Origin of the sequence: Photobacterium sp. BZF1 (assembly GCF_014349205.1) — a bacterium.
In the GTDB taxonomy this organism is placed as follows: Bacteria; Pseudomonadota; Gammaproteobacteria; order Enterobacterales; family Vibrionaceae; genus Photobacterium.
On sequence record NZ_JACSOF010000044.1, the window covers coordinates 25140 to 42111 of the forward strand.

The 16972-nt window shown below is 53.0% G+C and carries 17 protein-coding genes; 7 read left to right on the plus strand and 10 right to left on the minus strand.

Going from position 1 to position 16972, the window contains the following annotated elements; translation table 11 throughout:
- Positions 1-26: 26 nt before the first annotated feature.
- Positions 27-2015, plus strand: coding sequence for an AsmA family protein (locus BIZ37_RS11825; protein ID WP_187461683.1), 1989 nt, complete (start codon positions 27-29; stop codon positions 2013-2015).
- On the opposite strand, the gene BIZ37_RS11830 is transcribed toward BIZ37_RS11825, so the two are convergent.
- Genes BIZ37_RS11830 through BIZ37_RS11840 form a run of 3 tightly spaced genes read right to left on the minus strand, consistent with a single transcriptional unit; the run spans position 1970 to position 4300 of the window.
- A complete protein-coding gene (locus tag BIZ37_RS11830; RefSeq protein ID WP_107300277.1) occupies positions 1970-2890 on the minus strand; it encodes a bifunctional GNAT family N-acetyltransferase/hotdog fold thioesterase in 921 nt (306 codons plus the stop codon). The genes BIZ37_RS11825 and BIZ37_RS11830 overlap by 46 nt on opposite strands.
- 46 nt (positions 2891-2936) lie before the next feature.
- The gene (gene dtd / locus BIZ37_RS11835) at positions 2937-3374 is read right to left on the minus strand and encodes a D-aminoacyl-tRNA deacylase (protein ID WP_107300278.1); all 438 of its coding nucleotides are present in this window, start codon (positions 3372-3374) and stop codon (positions 2937-2939) included.
- On the minus strand, positions 3371-4300 hold the full coding sequence (locus BIZ37_RS11840; RefSeq protein WP_370577342.1) for a virulence factor BrkB family protein: 930 nt from the start codon (positions 4298-4300) through the stop codon (positions 3371-3373). The genes dtd and BIZ37_RS11840 overlap by 4 nt, the downstream gene beginning before the upstream one ends.
- A gap of 122 nt (positions 4301-4422) precedes the next feature.
- Here BIZ37_RS11840 and BIZ37_RS11845 point away from each other — a divergent pair, with 122 nt between their 5' ends.
- The gene (locus BIZ37_RS11845) at positions 4423-5064 is read left to right on the plus strand and encodes a DUF2959 domain-containing protein (RefSeq protein ID WP_187461685.1); all 642 of its coding nucleotides are present in this window, start codon (positions 4423-4425) and stop codon (positions 5062-5064) included.
- A gap of 13 nt (positions 5065-5077) precedes the next feature.
- Here the strand turns inward: BIZ37_RS11845 and BIZ37_RS11850 are convergent, their stop codons facing one another.
- Complete coding sequence (locus BIZ37_RS11850; RefSeq protein ID WP_187461686.1) at positions 5078-5608, minus strand: AAA family ATPase; 531 nt, start codon at positions 5606-5608, stop codon at positions 5078-5080.
- 91 nt (positions 5609-5699) lie between these two features.
- On the minus strand, positions 5700-7529 hold the full coding sequence (typA, locus tag BIZ37_RS11855) for a translational GTPase TypA (protein WP_107300281.1): 1830 nt from the start codon (positions 7527-7529) through the stop codon (positions 5700-5702).
- Positions 7530-8013: 484 nt separating this feature from the next.
- On the opposite strand from typA, the gene glnA reads away from it, so the two are divergent.
- The 5 genes from glnA (at position 8014) to BIZ37_RS30450 (ending at position 13092) form a co-directional block, all read left to right on the plus strand.
- Positions 8014-9423 carry a glutamate--ammonia ligase gene (glnA, locus tag BIZ37_RS11860; protein ID WP_107300282.1) on the plus strand — a complete coding sequence of 470 codons (1410 nt, stop codon included), beginning with the start codon at positions 8014-8016 and terminating at the stop codon, positions 9421-9423.
- A 63-nt stretch (positions 9424-9486) separates the two neighbouring features.
- Positions 9487-10122: a DUF4124 domain-containing protein gene (locus tag BIZ37_RS11865; RefSeq protein WP_187461687.1), complete on the plus strand. Its 636-nt coding sequence runs from the start codon at positions 9487-9489 to the stop codon at positions 10120-10122.
- Between the two features lie 120 nt (positions 10123-10242).
- Positions 10243-11292 carry a nitrogen regulation protein NR(II) gene (gene glnL / locus BIZ37_RS11870; RefSeq protein ID WP_107300284.1) on the plus strand — a complete coding sequence of 350 codons (1050 nt, stop codon included), beginning with the start codon at positions 10243-10245 and terminating at the stop codon, positions 11290-11292.
- A gap of 9 nt (positions 11293-11301) precedes the next feature.
- Positions 11302-12717, plus strand: coding sequence for a nitrogen regulation protein NR(I) (gene glnG, locus BIZ37_RS11875; protein ID WP_107300285.1), 1416 nt, complete (start codon positions 11302-11304; stop codon positions 12715-12717).
- Positions 12718-12963: 246 nt separating this feature from the next.
- Positions 12964-13092, plus strand: coding sequence for a hypothetical protein (locus BIZ37_RS30450; protein ID WP_255526741.1), 129 nt, complete (start codon positions 12964-12966; stop codon positions 13090-13092).
- 82 nt (positions 13093-13174) lie between these two features.
- Here the strand turns inward: BIZ37_RS30450 and hemN are convergent, their stop codons facing one another.
- The 5 genes from hemN to BIZ37_RS11900 form a co-directional block, all read right to left on the minus strand.
- Complete coding sequence (gene hemN / locus BIZ37_RS11880; protein WP_187461688.1) at positions 13175-14548, minus strand: oxygen-independent coproporphyrinogen III oxidase; 1374 nt, start codon at positions 14546-14548, stop codon at positions 13175-13177.
- A gap of 148 nt (positions 14549-14696) precedes the next feature.
- The gene (locus BIZ37_RS11885) at positions 14697-15182 is read right to left on the minus strand and encodes a DUF2489 domain-containing protein (protein ID WP_107300287.1); all 486 of its coding nucleotides are present in this window, start codon (positions 15180-15182) and stop codon (positions 14697-14699) included.
- Positions 15183-15185: 3 nt separating this feature from the next.
- Positions 15186-15722 (minus strand): Der GTPase-activating protein YihI, encoded by a 537-nt coding sequence (yihI, locus tag BIZ37_RS11890; RefSeq protein WP_187461689.1) that lies wholly within the window; start codon positions 15720-15722, stop codon positions 15186-15188.
- Complete coding sequence (locus tag BIZ37_RS11895) at positions 15722-16363, minus strand: class I SAM-dependent methyltransferase (protein ID WP_187461690.1); 642 nt, start codon at positions 16361-16363, stop codon at positions 15722-15724. The genes yihI and BIZ37_RS11895 overlap by 1 nt, the downstream gene beginning before the upstream one ends.
- Positions 16364-16570: 207 nt before the next feature.
- Positions 16571-16744: a hypothetical protein gene (locus BIZ37_RS11900; protein WP_158264588.1), complete on the minus strand. Its 174-nt coding sequence runs from the start codon at positions 16742-16744 to the stop codon at positions 16571-16573.
- Between the last annotated feature and the right edge of the window lie 228 nt (positions 16745-16972).

Below are 16972 nucleotides of genomic sequence, written 5' to 3' on the forward strand. Positions count from 1 at the left end.
GGAGTTGTCGGATGCTGGGAGCCGCTATGCGTATTATTGGGAAGATTATTGCCACTTTAGCTGTGCTCGCTGCATTGGGAGCGACCATCATCCTGACCCTGCTCCATACCCAGTATGCCGCTACCATGATCCGCCAAGCGGTCAACCAACTAACCCCCCATACCTTAGACCTTGCAGATGTACGCTATCACATCCGTGAGCCATGGCACCTGACACTGCTTAGTCCATCGTTGAGCATCAATGGCAGCCAGCCACCAATAAGTGCTGACCGCATTTCGCTTTGGCTAAACACTGAATCGCTGACCCAACTGCAGTGGCGCTTTGATAGCCTATTGATTGATAGCCCTGTCGTTCCTCCCCAAGCACTAACCAACACCAAGCTGCCCGAACTGTACAGCCATCGCCTTGCAATCAGCCGCTTGAACGTAAGCACCAACACAGTGGCCCTCGGGCAAGCAGAACTCCAGCTTGATAATTGGCATTACCGCCCTGGCACGACCACACCTTGGTGGCAGCAGTTCAGGGGCAGCTTCCAACTGGCAGCCGACAGCGCCCAGTGGCAGCAATGGGAAACCCAGCAGCTTCTGCTTGATGGGCACTATGATGACAGCCAATGGACACTCAACGGCTTTTCGTTCGATTGGCAGCATGCCAGCGTCAATGGCCAACTCGACTTGGACAGCGACAATAAAACACTGGCTATCCACCAGCTGAGCTTGTCCGGACTGCAGCTGCAAGATAGCGGGTTAATGCAAATAATCCAGCATCAGCTCGAGAACTGGGCCTCAGAACAATGGCAGGCCACCCTAAAGCGGGTCGATATCCTCGACAGCAGTATCGAGCTCCCTGCTGTTAGCCTCAACCACGCCAACCTTTCCCTCACCGGCTGGCAGTGGCCACGCACCGCTTATTTGCAACAGGACGCCTGGTTATCATTCAATGCAGAGAGTGGCAGTTGGCAGCAGCAACTATTTACCGATCCCCTATTGGATGTGAACTTCAGGCCGCATGAGGTCATTATCAACGGAGCATCGGTCAATGCGCTGGAAGGATATTGGCGGGTTGAAGGCAAAGCCTCCCCAGGGGCACTGCAACTGGATAACTTCACCAGCAAGGGGATCAAATGGTTCTTACCTGCCGATTGGGCAAACCTCCTGTCTTTGGCTCTCTCACCATTCAAGCAAATCAGTATCCAATCTTTGGATATCGGTTATGCCCAGCTGACCGCTGCTGACAGTGAAATCCCTTGGTATATCAATGGACTCAACGCCAGCGGCAAGAATATCGAGCTCCGTACCCAACCTTATTTCAGCCTCTGGCAAGGCAATGTCGCAGCGACTGCCCGCCAGGCTAGCCTCAATACTGTCGACTTATTCGAACCGCTTGTCGAGATGAGCAGTGATAACGGCCAGTGGCAATTGGAGCAAGCCTTCCTGCCGTTCAAGGATGGGTTGCTAGAGGCAACGGGGCAGATTGATCTGGGCCAAGAAGGGCTACCCTGGCAGGTAGCCCTCCAGGGTGATAGCCTGCCTGCCCACATTTTACCGCGTTGGCTATCAGTGCCTTGGCCCGCTAGCGGCCACATTGATATGACTGCTGCCCTTCAAGGACTCGGCCAGAACTATGCCAGCCTGTCCCATAGCCTGAACGGCGAGCTGCGGGCAGCATTCCGTGATAGTGCTGTCGAGCTAGGCGGCGAAGTGCTATTCAATGCCTGGCAGCAGGCATCTTCATCGGACATACCAGCGGCTACCAAAGCAGAGGTGGATAAGGCCACACCTCTAGCCATCACACCACTCAAGATCACCAGTGACCGGGGGCGAATGACGATTTCACCGCTCAGCATTACCGGCAAAGAGATAGACGTGCTATTTAAAGGCCAATGGGATTTGGCCACGCCTTCCGGGCAGCAACTGGAATTGGAGGCGAAGATAGGTTGCCAGCGCCTAACCAAGCGCTGGCAGGAAGGTCAGCAAACAGTATCTGGCTCGTTATGTGACGGCAGCAGCATATAAGTGCCGGTGAACGTCGAAGCCAGTTCATCGCCACTGTAGACATTGACCTTAACGATAGCCCGGCCCTTACGGTGGGTCGCCAACCGTTCTACGTCACCCTCAAGATCTTCCACAGTGACCACCGCCCGAGGGCGTTCTTTGACGGGTGAGCGATAACGGATGTGGCTATCAACCAGCATGATATCGGCTTTGTACTTACGCTCTTTGAGCAACATCCAGACAAAGCCCCAGCCAGCCAGTGTTGCCATCGTAAAGATACTGCCGGCAAACATATTGGCTTTGGTATTTAGGTTGGCATTGATAAGGGCACTGACCTCAAACCGGTAACCGGTATACTGGCTGATCTTCACCCCCATCCGTTCACTGATTGGGATCTGGGACTGCCACAGTTCTTGCAGCTCTTGGCACCAATCCGGATGGCGCACCACTTCGGTGAGCGGATCGAGGTGCTTGAGCATTTGCTGGTGCCGTACCGGCCCCTTTTCCTCGCTCAACTCACCCTGATTAGCAAAGCCGCTCCGCAGGTAGAACGGGATTGCATCCTCGCGGGCATTACACACCAGGCGTTTCGCCCCTTCCTCACGGGCCAGTGATTCCAGCGCCATCAGGACAATCGCCCCCATTCCCTGGTGGCGGTGATCCGGGTGGACCGCCATGTAGCGGATTTGGCCGTCGTTGTCCGGTGTCATATATAGACGGCCAATCGCGATAGTCTGACCGTTATCACTGACTATCATCCGGTGGCTGCTCAAATCGTCGTAGGCATCTCGCTCCGAACCAACCGGCATATGCCAGGGCTCACGCAGCATCCGCCAGCGAAAATCATAATAGCTCGCCAGCTCTTCTTCCGTTTGGGGGGTGACAAGTCGAAACATGAAATCCTTCTCCAGCGTTCCTGAGGCAAAGGTGCCTATTAGATAATTATACCTGCAACCAGAAGGTTACCGGGCCATCATTGAGCAGTGCCACTTTCATATCGGCGGCAAAGATGCCCGTTTCCGTCTTGATCCCTGTTTCCTTGCAGCAATCAACAAAGTATTCATACATACGCTCGGCATCTTGCGGTGCCGCACCGTTGGAAAAACCCGGGCGCATTCCTTTCTTGGTTTCGGCGGCTAGGGTAAATTGCGATACCACCAGCACACTGCCACCGGCTTGCTGGACATTGAGGTTCATCTTACCCTCTTCGTCCTCGAATACCCGGTAGCCTAGCACTTTTTCGCGCAGGCGCTTGGCCTTGGCTTCATCATCGCCTTTTTCGACGCCAAGCAGAACCAGCAAGCCCTTGCCGATAGCACCCGTTACCTGGCCATCAACCGTTACACTCGCTTCGCTCACCCGTTGGATCAGTGCAATCATTCGTTTTTACCTTTTCCTACAATCTGTTGTGAGGCTGTTTGTTCATTCTCTGCCTGAAGATCCACAGCCTGTTGAATATCCGACAGTTCTTCCTGGGTGGGTACGGTAGTTTGCCACCCCTTGGTTTCTGGGTGCCAATGGCTTTTCTCGCCGAGGCTCGCCGTAATTTCCGCCCCGAACAATACAATACACCAGCACAGGTAAACCCATACAAATAAAATCGGCACCACGGCCAACGCGCCGTAGATCACCTGGTAAGAAGGGAAATTAGTGATATAGAGGGCAAAACCTTTCTTGCTCAGTTCAAACAGGATACTGGCAATAACGGCACCGACCAAGGCATGGCGGAACCGTACCTTGGTGTTGGGCACCAATAAGTAAAGCCCGAGGAAGGCGCTGCTCGACATAAGGACCGGCAGCCAGCGCAACGAGCGCTGCAGCAGGCCATTAACCGCATCGCTGCCGAGTAAGTTGAGCGAGCCGAGATAAGAGCTGACCGCAATACTGGTTCCGACCAAAATCGGCCCGAGGGTCAGGACCATCCAGTATATCGAAAACGAGATCACCGGGCGGCGCTTTTCATGGACCCGCCAGATGTAGTTGAGTGACTTGTCGATAGACGAAATCAGCATCATCGCCACGACAAATAATGCTCCGACCCCCACCGCCGTCATCTTGCCGGCATTGGCCACAAACTCGTTGAGGTACTGCTTGACCACTTCACCGGCTGCCGGGACAAAGTTCTCAATCACAAAGTTTTGCAGCAACTCCCCAAGCCCGGCAAACACCGGAAAGGATGACAGGGCCGACAATACCACAGTGATAAGAGGCACCAAGGACAGCAAAGTCACATAAGCCATCGAGCCCGCCGTCACAGTCAGCCGGTCATGGCCAACCCGGTAGTGCAAATACCCGGTAAATGCCATAGCACTACGTAGCCTGTCACGCCAGATAGATTTGCTTGTTGCCGTTTTGTCATCCATAGTCATGTCATTAATTGCTTTTAATTACAGTCACTTTTCACATATTAGGACACATGGAGTCAACTATGCCCTATTTGCTTGCCTTCCTTCTCAGCCTAACCGTACTGACCGGTTGCCAAAGTGCCTATTACTCGGCCATGGAACAGGTCGGCATCCACAAACGGGATATCATGGTCGACCGGGTCGAAGATGCCAATGAGGCCCAACAAGACGCCCAACAACAGTTTACCAGTGCACTCGATGCCCTTAAGGCCCTCAACCAGTTCGACGGTGGCGAACTGGAAAGCGCCTACAATCAGGTCAATGACCAGTACGAGGCCAGCAACGATGCCGCTGAAAAAGTGCGTGAGCGCATTGCAGCAATTGAAGATGTCGCCGACGCCCTGTTCGACGAATGGCAAGATGAGCTGGAGCTCTACAGCAGCAGCAAACTGCGCCGCGATAGCGAGTCCAAGCTCAACAACACCAAGGCTTCATACCAACGGATGCTCAGTGCGATGCACCGTGCAGAACAGAAAATGGGCCCAGTACTGGATACCCTACGCGATAACACTTTGTACTTAAAGCATAACCTCAATGCGGCCGCGATTGGTTCTCTACAAGGAGAATTCCAGTCCCTGCAGCGCGATATCCAACGGGCGATCACCGATATGGAAGCAGCGATTGCCGAGTCCGAGCGCTTTATTTCCCAGCTGCAACGCAGCTAGCCCGCTGCTGCAGTTAGTCCTGCTTAAGCCGGGCCAGTAACCAGCTGGCCCGCTCTTCGATGCCATCCCACGGAATATCAACCACCTCGTAGCCAAGCTCTCGGTAAGTCTCGATAAGTTGTAGGTGGATCTGCCCTGCCTCGGCAAAGCTGTGCGGGCGCTCTTCATCCTGAACATAGATATCGGCGTGCGGTGCGCAAACAAAGACCGTCGGAAAGTAACCCTTGGCCATGGTTTGGTAATGTTCGTCCACTTCGACGCCACCGATAGTCAAATAGGCACAGATATCCCCTATTGCACGGTCAACAAAGGCCGGCATGGTCCCGCGCTTGGCTTGCTCACGCTGGTTGCTCATCCTATCGAGGCAAAGCGCAGCAAAGGACGGCAAATCGGTCCAGGGTAATACACCATCAGGTAGGGCAGCCTGCTCGCGGATCAAGGTACGGGACACCTCGGGGAAAGTCATATACCCGCGCCGTGCCAAGGCAGCGAGCAGCGAGGTTTTCCCTGCGCCCGGTCCCCCAGTGATAATGATAGGTTGCATAGTCGTTCTTCTTTTTTTGTAGGGTTCAGATACAACAATCCCCCCATGGTAGCACCGATGGGGGGATGGTTTAACGGCTAACAGCTAGCAATTATTTTGCTGAGCGGCTTGCACGCTTACGATCAGTTTCCGTAAGTAGTTTCTTACGAATACGGATGCTTTCAGGTGTTACTTCCACTAGCTCGTCATCATCGATGAACTCAAGTGCTTGCTCAAGCGTGTACTTGATCGGCGGAGTCAGCACCTGCGCGTCATCGGTACCAGATGCACGAACGTTAGTTAGCTGCTTACCTTTCAGGGCGTTAACCGTCAGGTCGTTGTCACGGCTGTGAATACCGATAACCATACCTTCGTAGACTTCTACACCGTGACCGATGAACATGCGGCCACGCTCCTGCAGGTTGAACAGGGCGTTAGTCAAGGCTTTACCCGCTGCATTAGCAATCAGTACGCCATTGTTACGCTGACCGATAGTACCGCCTTTGTGCGGGCCGTAGTGGTCAAACGTGTGGTACATCAGGCCAGAACCAGAAGTCAGGGTCATGAACTCAGTCTGGAAACCAATCAGGCCACGAGAAGGCATCATGAAGTCCATACGCACACGGCCTTTACCGTCTGGTGCCATATCAGTCAGCTCACCTTTACGCAGGCCGATGTTCTCCATAATACCGCCCTGGTGCTCTTCCACCACGTCGATAGTTACGGTTTCGAACGGTTCCATCAGCTGACCATCTTCTTCTTTGATGATAACTTCAGGACGAGATACCGCTAGCTCGAAGCCTTCACGGCGCATGTTCTCGATCAGGATAGACAGGTGAAGTTCACCACGGCCAGATACGCGGAACTTGTCCGGGTCTTCCGTTTCTTCAACGCGCAGGGCAACGTTGTGTACCAATTCTTTCTGCAGACGCTCAAGGATGTTACGTGAAGTCACGTACTTACCTTCTTTACCCGCGAACGGAGAAGTGTTCACCTGGAACGTCATGGTTACGGTTGGCTCGTCAACAGACAAAGCAGGCAGTGCTTCAACCGCGTTCACGTCACAGATAGTGTCAGAAATCTTAAGCTCGCCAAGGCCAGTGATTGCGATGATGTCACCAGCAGTCGCCTGCTCAACTTCGTGACGCTCAAGGCCAAGGTAGCCAAGGATAGTACCGACTTTACCGTTGCGGGTTTTGCCGTCTGCACCGACAACAGTCACTTGCTGGTTCGGCTTCACGCTACCACGGGTAACACGGCCAACACCGATAACACCCACGTATGAGCTGTAGTCAAGCTGAGAGATCTGCATCTGCAGAGAGCCGTCAACGTCAACATTAGGTGCCGCTACGTTGTCAACGATAGCCTGGAACAATGGTTCCATGTCATCGCCCGTCTCGCCTTCTTCCAGAGTTGCCCAGCCGTTAAGCGCTGATGCGTAAACCACTTGGAAGTCTAGCTGCTCATCAGTTGCACCTAGGTTGTCGAATAGGTCGAATACCTGATCCATTACCCAATCAGGGCGTGCACCTGGGCGGTCGATCTTGTTGATTACCACGATTGGCTTCAGGCCGTGGGCAAACGCTTTCTGGGTTACGAAACGCGTCTGAGGCATTGGGCCGTCAACGGCGTCAACAATAAGCAGTACAGAGTCAACCATCGACATGATACGCTCAACTTCACCACCGAAATCGGCGTGTCCTGGGGTATCTACGATGTTGATGCGGTAATCATTCCAGTTAATCGCTGTGTTCTTAGCAAGAATGGTAATACCACGCTCTTTTTCGATGTCGTTGGAATCCATTACGCGTTCTTCAACTTCACCGCGAGACTCTAACGTGCCAGACTGCTGAAGCAGTTTGTCAACCAGGGTGGTTTTACCGTGGTCAACGTGCGCAATAATTGCGATATTTCTTAATTTATCGATCTGTGGATTAGACATGGATTCACATTCACTCAGAACATGCAGCGACCGGATGGCGCTACTTGGTTAAAAAAACGGCTCATAATCTAACAGATTTTACGCCAAAACCCACGTAATATGTGATTTATATCACCGCCTTTTTCTCTCTGGCCGTTCTATTTGGGGTTTTTCCCGCCCCGTCAGCCCACAAACCGCTCTGGCAGACCGGTTTATTGCTTGCCTTTTCCTATCCTTGCTAATTGACAATATGCCGCGGTGGGCTAATGTAGTTACGCGCACCATAAAAGGGATAATCACACCAATTGCACTATATTGGTGCAACCATTCCCCAAAAAGGTGCAAAGTATGGACTTAATCGGCCCGAAATACCCGCTAAGTGCGCTATTTTGGGGCTTTGAAAAGTTGGCACGGTTATAGCATTGTATTAGAGCAATAGAGCAGAACACGCTCATTCCTAATTTGTTGTGGCCAATGCCCAACCTAACACCGGAGGTTACTCAAGATGTCAGTAGAAAACGTACTTGCGCTGATCCAGGAAAACGAAGTTAAGTTTGTTGACCTACGCTTTACCGATACTAAAGGTAAAGAGCAGCACATCTCTATCCCAGCCCACCAGATCGATGCTGACTTCTTCGAAGAAGGCAAAATGTTCGATGGCTCTTCTGTTGCTGGTTGGAAAGGTATCAACGAATCAGACATGGTCATGATGCCAGATGCAGCGAGCGCGGTACTTGACCCGTTCACAGAAGATGCAACGCTAAACATCCGCTGTGACATCCTAGAGCCTTCTACTATGCAGGGCTACGACCGTGACCCACGTTCTATTGCCAAGCGTGCAGAAGACTTCATGCGTGCAACAGGCGTTGCAGATACCGTTCTTATCGGTCCTGAGCCAGAGTTCTTCCTGTTCGACGACGTGAAGTTCGCAACCGATATGTCTGGTTCTTTCTTCAAGATCGACGACGTAGAAGCAGCTTGGAACACAGGTTCTGACTTCGAAGGCGGTAACAAAGGTCACCGTCCAGGTGTTAAAGGCGGTTACTTCCCAGTAGCGCCTGTTGATTCATCACAAGACATCCGTTCTGCTATGTGTCTAATCATGGAAGAAATGGGTCTAGTTGTTGAAGCACACCACCACGAAGTGGCAACTGCAGGCCAGAACGAAATCGCTACCCGTTTCAACACGCTAACGGACAAAGCTGATGAAATCCAAATCTACAAGTACGTTGTTCACAACGTTGCTCACGCATTTGGTAAAACTGCAACCTTCATGCCTAAGCCACTAGTAGGCGATAACGGTTCTGGTATGCACGTTCACCAGTCTCTAGCTAAAGACGGTGTTAACCTATTCGCTGGCGATAAGTACGGCGGCCTATCTGAGATGGCTCTTTACTACATCGGCGGTATCATCAAGCACGCTCGCGCAATCAACGCATTCGCGAACGCATCAACCAACTCATACAAGCGTCTAGTTCCAGGCTTCGAAGCGCCAGTTATGCTAGCTTACTCAGCTCGTAACCGCTCTGCTTCTATCCGTATCCCAGTGGTACCAAGCCCGAAAGCACGCCGTATCGAAGTTCGTTTCGGTGATCCATCAGCCAACCCATACCTATGCTTTGCAGCAATGCTAATGGCTGGCCTTGATGGTATCCAGAACAAGATCCACCCAGGCGAAGCGATGGACAAAGACCTGTACGACCTACCAGCAGAAGAAGCGGCAGAAATCCCAACTGTTGCTGAGTCTCTACAAGGCGCACTGGCAGCCCTAAACGAAGACCGTGAGTTCCTCACAGCGGGTGGCGTATTCTCTGACGACTTCATCGATTCTTACATCGACCTGAAATCTCAGGATGTTGAGAAAATCAACAGCACCACTCACCCACTAGAGTTCGAACTGTACTACTCAGTTTAAGTAACTGATAAATAAGTCGACATAATAGATTTAGGCCAGCTTCACAAGCTGGCCTTTTTGATCTTGTCCACCCAAGCTGATGCTGTTGAAAATACCCAGAACACCCACAACCCGGAAGACACCATGTACCGGCTTCCCCATGTACTCGCAGCGATGTTAGTGGCTTTGGCCGCACTCCCTACTACCACCCCAGCCTCTGAGATCTATACCTGGCAAGATGAAGACGGCACCACCCATTTTTCCGATAAGCCCTATCCCGGTGCAGAACGACTCGATATCCAACTACCAGCACCTGCAATGCCCCTCTTTACAAAAGAGGAGCCGACACCTACGGGTTTATCGGCCATCGGTGACCCGTTATCCGATGAACCGGCCCTGCCATCCCCCAGCATCCAAATTAATAGCCCAGCGGATCAACAAACCATCCGCGACAATCAGGGCAACCTGACCATCATCGCCTCAGCAAACCGGAAACTCAGCCAAGGCCACAGTGCACAGCTGCGACTTAATGGTGAAGTATACGGCCGCTCCCAGGCCCAACTGACTTGGCACCTCACCAATATTGATCGTGGCAGCCAGACCTTACAGGTAGAATTGCTCAAACACGGCAAGGTTATTGCATCTTCTAAAGAAATGACTGTCTTCTTGCACCGTGCCCGTATCAACCAACGCCCAGCACCGCTCCCGGTGCCCAAATAACAGGCGTTCGCCATTTTTTCGTTCACGATACCAGATAGACAGGCTACACTTGATTGCACCAATATGGTGCATTAGCAGCTCAATGCACCATGATGAACTGCACCAACAAGGATGGTATTTGTGACGGCTGACATTTCTTCCCTGATCCTGGACAACCAAGTCACGGCAATCGTGTTGCTCGATGAGTCGCTGACCATACGCTACGTCAATCCGGCGGCAGAGCAGTTACTGTCGTTCAGCAAGCGCCGGCTCAACAACACCCGTTTTTCCGACCTGCTTCAGCATACCTCACTGGACTTAAACCTGATCCCCGAAACACTACAAAGCGGGCAGGGGTTGGCAGACAGTGACGTAACCTTTGTCATTGATGGCCGCCACCACACCCTCGAGCTCAATGCCAGCCCACTGTCATGGCAGCGCGAGTTGCTGATCTTGCTCGAGCTAAAACCGATTGACCAACAACGCCGGATCAGCCAGGAGCTCAGCCAACATGCCCAGCAACAAGCCGCCAAGGAGCTGGTGCGCGGGTTGGCCCATGAAATCAAAAACCCGTTGGGTGGGCTACGTGGCGCAGCCCAGCTGTTAGAAAAGACCCTGCCCGACCCGAGCTATACCGAATATACCCAGATGATCATCGAGCAGGCTGACAGGCTACGCAACCTTGTCGACCGCTTGCTTGGGCCACAGCGTCCCGGTAGCCGCCAGCAAGACAATATCCACGTGGTGTTGGAAAAAGTCCGCCAGCTGATCAGCATTGACTGCGGCGAGAATATTCACCTCCACCGCGACTATGATCCCAGCCTGCCCGACTTCACCATGGACGCCGAGCAGCTCGAGCAGGCCATCCTCAATATTGTCAGCAATGCCTCGCTGGCCCTCAAGCAGCATGGCGGTGGCAATATTACCCTCAAGACCCGTACTGCCCACCAGGCGTTAATTCATGGCAAGCGCTACCGCGTCGCCGCCAAAATCGACATTATCGACGATGGACCCGGGATCCCCAGTGATATCCAGGACACCCTGTTCTATCCCATGGTGACCGGGCGTGAAGGCGGTACCGGGCTCGGGCTTTCCATTGCACAGAACCTGGTCGACCAGCACCAAGGCAAGATAGAAGTTGTCAGCTGGCCGGGCCATACCAAATTCACCTTGTATTTACCGATTATGTAGAGGATTAGCATGAGCAAAGGACTAATATGGGTCGTCGATGACGACAGCTCTATCCGCTGGGTACTGGAGCGGACCCTCAACGCAGCCGGATTGAAATGTGAAACCTTCGCCAATGCCGACAGCGTGGTAGAAGCACTTGAGCGCAGCGTCCCTGACGTACTGGTCTCCGATATCCGCATGCCAGGGATGGACGGCTTCTCGCTACTCAAGGTGCTACAAGCCGATTACCCGACCCTACCGGTGATCATCATGACTGCCCACTCCGATCTCGATGCGGCGGTCAATGCCTACCAGGAAGGGGCCTTCGAATACCTGCCAAAACCATTTGATATCGATGAGGCAGTAAGCCTGGTCGAGCGGGCGGTGACCCATAGCCAGGAGCAGAAGCGCCAACAGCAACCCGAGGCCATTGAAAAGAATGCACCGGAAATCATCGGTGAAGCACCAGCGATGCAGGAAGTTTTCCGCGCCATCGGCCGCCTGTCCCGTTCATCCATCTCGGTGCTGATCAACGGTGAGTCCGGTACCGGTAAAGAGCTCGTGGCCCATGCCCTGCACCGCCACAGCCCACGCAGCCACAAGGAGTTCATCGCCCTCAACATGGCAGCGATCCCCAAAGATTTGATTGAGTCGGAGCTGTTCGGCCACGAGAAAGGCGCCTTCACCGGTGCCAACAGTGTCCGCCAGGGCCGCTTCGAGCAAGCCAACGGCGGGACCTTATTCCTCGATGAAATCGGTGATATGCCATTGGATATCCAGACCCGGCTATTGCGGGTCCTGGCCGACGGCCAGTTCTACCGGGTCGGTGGCCACTCCCCGGTCAATGTCGATGTCCGGATCATTGCGGCGACCCACCAGAACCTCGAACGCCTGGTGGCCGAAGGGGATTTCCGTGAGGATTTGTTCCACCGCCTCAATGTTATCCGAGTCCACCTGCCGGCGCTCAAAGACCGCCGTCAGGATATCCCGCAACTGACCCGCCATTTCCTCAAGCGCGCCTCTGATGAACTTGGTGTCGAAGTCAAAACCCTGCACCCGGATACCGAAGAAGCCCTAACGACCCTGGATTGGCCCGGTAATGTCCGCCAGCTAGAAAATACCTGCCGCTGGCTTACCGTGATGGCAAGCGGCAAGGAAATCCTCCCTGCTGACTTACCACCCGAACTACTGGCACCGAGCGAACCGGAGTCCAGCGAAGGCGGCCACCAGCACTGGCACAATGCACTGGAAAAGTGGGCCTTCGACAACCTGCGCCAGGGCCATCAGAACCTACTCGGTGAAGCGTTGCCGGAATTCGAGAAAATCTTGCTGGAAGCAGCACTGGAGCATACCCATGGCCACAAGCAGGAAGCGGCCCGGTTGCTCGGCTGGGGGCGTAACACCTTGACCCGCAAACTCAAAGAGCTCAATGTCGTGACTGACTAATTCGCTTTTCTGTACGGAAGGAAGCTCAACCAAACGCAAAGCTTCCTTCCGCACAGTGATTGAATGAAAACTCAAGCAGGTAAACAGACGACAGCCTTGAAAATTAAATGCCAATTACTGGCCATTTTTTGACCTACCCCCATTCCATCTTCGCTCATTTTGCGTACAATACCCCCGACTTCAGCCAAGCCTGAAGCCACACCACACAACGCGAACATAACACCAAGAACACAGTGGAATCCCACCATGCTGGAAAGTTTATTTTCATTCAGCGTGGCAATCCCTGCTGTCAGTGAGATCGCAGCCAATGGCCCGGGCCATTTTGCTGCCGGCATCCTGGCACTGATTGCTGCGGTGAACATGTTTAACGGTTGATAAATCAGCCGATACAAAAAAGCCCCCGAACCGTATGGCTCGGGGGCTTTTTGATTATCTCGGCAACGTGTTCTGGTCAGCGTTAGATAACGCGGGAGAACTGCTGCTGGCGGGCACGGTGGCGCAAGTATTTGTCAAAGCACATACAAATATTGCGGATCAGCAAACGGCCCTTGAGCGCTACATCAATCGCGTTATCGCTAACCTCTACCAGGCCATCGTCGATAAAGGTCTGTAGCAACTCGATATCTTCGGCAAAGTAGCTGTCGAACTCGATACCAAACTGCTGCTCAATAGCTTGTTTGTCGAGGTGGAAGTTGCAAATCAGCGACTTGATGACCTCGCGGCGCAACAGGTCATCACTATCCAGCGAGACCCCTTTCCACAGCGCTTCACGCTTCTCGCCAACGCTGGCGTAGTACTGCTTGAGCTCTTTCTGGTTCTGGGCATAGCAATCGCCAATCATCGAAATGGCCGATACACCAAGGCCCAGCAGATCGGTATCGCCCTGGGTGGTATAGCCCTGGAAGTTGCGGTGTAGGATCCCCTCGCGCTGGGCAACAGCCAGTTCATCTTCCGGCAGGGCAAAGTGATCCATACCGATAAACTGGTAACCGGCACCGGTCAGGGTTGCAATCGTCTGCTGTAAAATCGTCAGCTTAGCGTTAGCCTGAGGCAAGTCTGCCTCTTTGATCTTGCGCTGGGCCGCGAACAACTTCGGCATATGGGCGTAGTTGAAAATCGACAAACGGCCTGGGCGCATGGTCAGCACCTGCTGCAGGGTTTGGGCAAACAGTTCAGGCGTCTGCTTCGGCAGGCCATAGATCAAGTCAAGGTTGGTCGAGCGGAAACCCAATTCGCGGGCACGCTCTACCATCGCAAAGATAAACTCTTCATCCTGCTCACGGTTGACCAACTTCTGGACTTCCTTGTTGAAGTCCTGCACCCCGATACTCAGGCGGTTGAAACCCTCGCTGCGAAGATGGTCAAGCATATCAAGCTCGATTTCACGCGGATCGACCTCGATGCTGATCTCGGCATCAGGGGCAAAGGTAAACTGCTCGCGCAGCAGCCCCATCAAACGGCTGACCTGCGGCTTGGTCAGGAAGGTTGGCGTACCACCACCCCAGTGTAACTGGCTGACTGTACGCTCACCCAGCAGGGTCGAACGCTGGCGAATTTCCTGCTCCAGTGCATCAAGGTACTGATCAGCCTTGTGCTGGTGACGGGTGATAATCTTGTTGCAGCCGCAGTAGTAACACAGCTTGTGGCAAAACGGGATATGGACATACAACGACAGGTTGCGCTCAGGGTACTGGGCACACGCCATGTCAAATTCCGCTGGCGTGAACGCTTCGTGGAACTCCAGCGCCGTCGGGTATGAAGTATAGCGCGGCCCGGAATAGTTATATTTTTCGATTAAGGCCTGATCCCAAACAATTTGCTCATTTGACATGACTTACTTCCACTAAATTAGAGGGGAGAGAAAACTGACCACCAAGTGTGACACAACTTGGTAAAGATGTAGATAGGAGATAACTAAACTGCTAACCCGATCAGCTTCCCCTGTCTGTAGTATAGACAGGGGAAGGCAGTGCTCGGTATTAGGCTGTTGGCTTGGCGGCCAAGATCAGATCCAGCTCTGACTTGATGGTATCTTGCAGGCGGGCTTCAGCTTTCATCCGGATCAGATCCAGCTGCATGCGCTCTTTCTTGGCCAGGGTCTTACGCTGATCACCACGTGGCATATCCTTCACCACTTGGTAGAGCTCATGCATAGCCGGATATTGGCTGGCAAAGTCCACCCGGTGATCACCCTGTAGAACTTCCATCAGCTTGTACAAGCGAATGGCGATCTCAGACATATCGCACTCGTCCTGCTTGCCGGCTTCGGCGATGATCAGCACGCTCTCCATAATATTGGCATTGCGCTGCTTGATCCCTTCTTCCTGCTGGCGCTGGGCCCTGGCAAGAAAAGCCTTATGACGTTGAGTCTGCTTATATAGCTTAAACAACAAATAGCCGGCATAGCTTGCCAGTACTGCCACAATCAGCCCGGCCAGTCCTAGCCACAATGTCATATCCTGCAAGGCTTACTCCTTGTCTAAACCGTCAAATTCCATGTTTTCGAACTGATCGAGCAAGTCGTCATCGGAACGAGGACCGCTAACCGCTACCTCATCCATTTCAGGCTCGTCTTCTTCAAGCAGGCCAAGTTGGTTCATCAATTGCTCGATACGATCCAGTTTCTGGTCAACTTGCTTCTGCAGGCCAGCACCCAGTTTCTCGCCCGCTTCAATACGGTCAAGCAATACCATTAGCTGCGCATCATTTTCCAGCATCTGTAGCTCTTGCTCTGCACTCATGCGGCGCTGTTGTTTGGTTGCCGGCTTCTGCGGCTCGACAATCAACGGGATCGCTTTTTTGCTGCCGTGGCGCGGATCTTTACGCTGTGCAGCCTTGCGGGCATCTTCCGGCGATACCATTGAATGGCGGCTACCAGATTTCAGGCCTTTGCGCTTACGATCTTTCTTACGCTGCAGACCATCAAGGTCATGCTGGGTGCGGGTCTTTACAGTGACTACCTGATCGGACATTCCGGTAGTACGGCTTCTTTTCTTACGGGTCATTACTGGGTTTTCCTCAGCAAAATTACATCATTCCCGACAAACTCCACATCCAGACCGTCTCGCTGGGCCAGATAATGGAAGGTTTCGCGGCTGAAAAAGCTCACGTGGGTCGGGTCGTTCTTGTAATGCCATTGCGCAAAGGCATCTGCATCTCGTGCCAGTTTGGTCATCAAGCCCAGCCAACCACTGGGTTTTACCATACCAACCAGCTGCCCCCACTCCTTCGCAGGCGTATAAAAATGTTCTATCGCTTCTGTGCAGGTCACAAAATCATATTGCGTATCCAGCACCGCCGGCTTGTCGGCAAAATAGGGATCATAGACCGCCATATTATGGCCGGCTTCAGCCAACATCAGCGACAAGGTCGGGCCGGGGCCACAACCAAAATCCAAGCCATCGAGCGGTTCACGGCCGATTCGCTCAAGGAGCGGATCCGCTAGCCGGGCAAGAAAGCGCCGGTAACCCATATCTTCCGGGTTATTCTCATGCAAATCATAGTGCGCTTTCTCTTCCTGTGGCGACAATCTCGACCCAGGATCAGCGAAAATCAGGGCACATTCACCGCAACGGAAATACTGTCGGCGCCGGTCTTCAAAAAACAGCGCAGTGCTTTGGCTATGGCACAGCGGGCAAGGGGCCATCTTCGCTCTCCTGTTAAGTCTAACGCACAGGACAATGCCACGGCGCCAAAATGAAGCCGGGTATAATAGCAGATTTGATTGAGAAATGTGCACTACAAAGGTTAGCAGGGCAAGATGTATAAAAGAAAAAAGCGACAGGTTAGAAAACCTGTCGCTCTGTGGGGTCGCCATTGCTGGCTATATCCTGTCTAGTCTGTCCTTAACCAGTTAGAAACATCCCGGTCTGACAATATCCATTGTTATTGTTGCTTCCATGCCAACTTGTTGTTCTTCATCATCCTGATGAATTTTTTCCGTCCTTGAACGGCTTTCCTTACCTATACGGTTATCCTTAACCGGCTTTTCCATTAGCGTGTTGCCATCAAGCAACCAGTTCACCATCCGTGTGTGCACCCCGTCCCTAGAATGCTGCTTCCTATGTTGTGTTTTCTTTTCCGTAAGGGTCTTTCCTGACAATCCTTACCACTTCTTGCGGTCTACCCGGCTCCTTGCCGGACATCCTGTGATCCTTCGGGCCACCTGCCCATGCCTTCAATGGCGCTTTCCTTCCTGTGCCAACTCCCTGTCGACAAGGCATACTTTACGCCGATACCCGAATGAAACAATGTC

What these genes read in the sequence shown, in the direction of transcription:
- BIZ37_RS11845 (WP_187461685.1), top strand. Translation starts at nt 4,423, where the DNA reads ATGCCCTATTTGCTTGCCTTCCTTCTCAGCCTAACCGTACTGACCGGT.
- glnA (WP_107300282.1), top strand. Translation starts at nt 8,014, where the DNA reads ATGTCAGTAGAAAACGTACTTGCGCTGATCCAGGAAAACGAAGTTAAG.
- BIZ37_RS11840 (WP_370577342.1), bottom strand. Translation starts at nt 4,300, where the DNA reads ATGGCATTTACCGGGTATTTGCACTACCGGGTTGGCCATGACCGGCTG.
- BIZ37_RS11895 (WP_187461690.1), bottom strand. Translation starts at nt 16,363, where the DNA reads ATGGCCCCTTGCCCGCTGTGCCATAGCCAAAGCACTGCGCTGTTTTTT.
- BIZ37_RS30450 (WP_255526741.1), top strand. Translation starts at nt 12,964, where the DNA reads ATGCTGGAAAGTTTATTTTCATTCAGCGTGGCAATCCCTGCTGTCAGT.
- dtd (WP_107300278.1), bottom strand. Translation starts at nt 3,374, where the DNA reads ATGATTGCACTGATCCAACGGGTGAGCGAAGCGAGTGTAACGGTTGAT.
- glnG (WP_107300285.1), top strand. Translation starts at nt 11,302, where the DNA reads ATGAGCAAAGGACTAATATGGGTCGTCGATGACGACAGCTCTATCCGC.
- typA (WP_107300281.1), bottom strand. Translation starts at nt 7,529, where the DNA reads ATGTCTAATCCACAGATCGATAAATTAAGAAATATCGCAATTATTGCG.
- yihI (WP_187461689.1), bottom strand. Translation starts at nt 15,722, where the DNA reads ATGACCCGTAAGAAAAGAAGCCGTACTACCGGAATGTCCGATCAGGTA.
- BIZ37_RS11830 (WP_107300277.1), bottom strand. Translation starts at nt 2,890, where the DNA reads ATGTTTCGACTTGTCACCCCCCAAACGGAAGAAGAGCTGGCGAGCTAT.
- BIZ37_RS11900 (WP_158264588.1), bottom strand. Translation starts at nt 16,744, where the DNA reads ATGGTGAACTGGTTGCTTGATGGCAACACGCTAATGGAAAAGCCGGTT.
- hemN (WP_187461688.1), bottom strand. Translation starts at nt 14,548, where the DNA reads ATGTCAAATGAGCAAATTGTTTGGGATCAGGCCTTAATCGAAAAATAT.
- BIZ37_RS11850 (WP_187461686.1), bottom strand. Translation starts at nt 5,608, where the DNA reads ATGCAACCTATCATTATCACTGGGGGACCGGGCGCAGGGAAAACCTCG.
- BIZ37_RS11825 (WP_187461683.1), top strand. Translation starts at nt 27, where the DNA reads ATGCGTATTATTGGGAAGATTATTGCCACTTTAGCTGTGCTCGCTGCA.